Source organism: Collinsella sp. OF02-10, from assembly GCF_003463445.1.
In the GTDB taxonomy this organism is placed as follows: Bacteria; Actinomycetota; Coriobacteriia; order Coriobacteriales; family Coriobacteriaceae; genus Collinsella.
On record NZ_QSCW01000038.1, the window covers coordinates 1 to 1,251 of the forward strand.

The 1,251-nt window shown below is 65.1% G+C and carries 1 protein-coding gene; it reads left to right on the top strand.

Going from position 1 to position 1,251, the window contains the following annotated elements:
• Window positions 1-235: 235 nt before the first annotated feature.
• Window positions 236-1,251, top strand: a 1,016-nt coding sequence (gene mobV, locus DXA43_RS10010; RefSeq protein WP_199580570.1) for a MobV family relaxase, incomplete at its 3' end; no start/stop codon positions are given.

The window sequence follows — 1,251 nt, forward strand, 5'->3', positions numbered from 1 at the left end:
CTTTCTACGACCCCCGCGCAGGGGGGTGCCAAACCCCGAACCCCGAACCCCGACGGCTTTCCCGAACCCGCACGCGCCGCCGCGTGCCCCGCCAAGCACCATACCGGTATGGTGCGCGGAGCGACCCTAAGTCGCGGAGAACCGACGGTGGTACACTGTCGGCGCACCCCTTTTCCGTAGACAAAGGGGGAGTGCGTTACCCTTTTGTTCCAAAAGCCGGGAGGTGCCGCCGCCGATGGGTAAGCAGTACGCAATCCTTCGAGTCCAGAAGTGCAAGGGTGCCGAGATAAGTGCCATGCAGTACCACAACGACCGCGAGCCGGGAAAGCACACGAACCCGGACATTGACCAATTCCGAACCCGGCTGAACCGCGAGATGTGCCCGCACGCCGACTACGAGGGCGAGATTCAGGCGAGGATTGACGAGGGGTACTCGGGTACCCGCAAGGTTCGCAAGGATGCCGTGAGGCTCGTCGAGGGAATCGTGACGGCGAGTCCCGAGTTCTTCGAGGGGGCGAGCGCCGAGGAGGTGAGGAGGTTCTTCGATGCCGCGTTCGAGTTCTGCCGCGAGGAGTTCGGGGAATCGAACATGGTGCATTTCACGGTGCACATGGACGAGGAGACCCCGCACGCGCACTTCGGGTTCGTGCCGCTGAGGGACGGGAAGCTCTCGTGGAAGGGGTTCTTCCCGAGCAAGATGGCGCTCGGGGAGATGCAGGACAGGTTCCATGCCCGCGTAGGGGCGCTGTACGGCCTTTCTAGGGGCGAGAAGCGCGGGGACGGGGAACCGGTGCGCCGCCACAAGTCCGTGGCCGAATACAAGGCCGAGAGCCGCCGCGTTCAGGCCGAGCTGGACGAGAAGACCGAGCTGCTTTGGACGGCGAGGGCGCAGCTCGCAGCTGCCAACGGCGAGCTTGAGTCGGCGAGGGCGCAGCTCGCCGAGTGCAGGTCGGAGGTCGAGGGCTTTGCCGCGAGGTTCGAGAGAATCAAGGTCGAGCTGGCGCAGATTGCCGAGTGCCTGTCGGTGAGGGGCTTCCTCGGGAGCTTCAAGGCAAAGCTCGCCGAGTTCGCCGAGAACCCAATCTGCAAGGCCGCGCTCGCGGCCGGCCGCGAGTTCGTGACGGCACGTGACGGCAGGCGCGCGGAGAAGGTGCTCGTCAACGGTGCCAGGGAGAAGGTTGTGGAGATGGAGGGGCTGTCGAGGGAGATGGGCGAGTGGTCTCTGCTCGATGAAGCCGGGGATATGAGGGG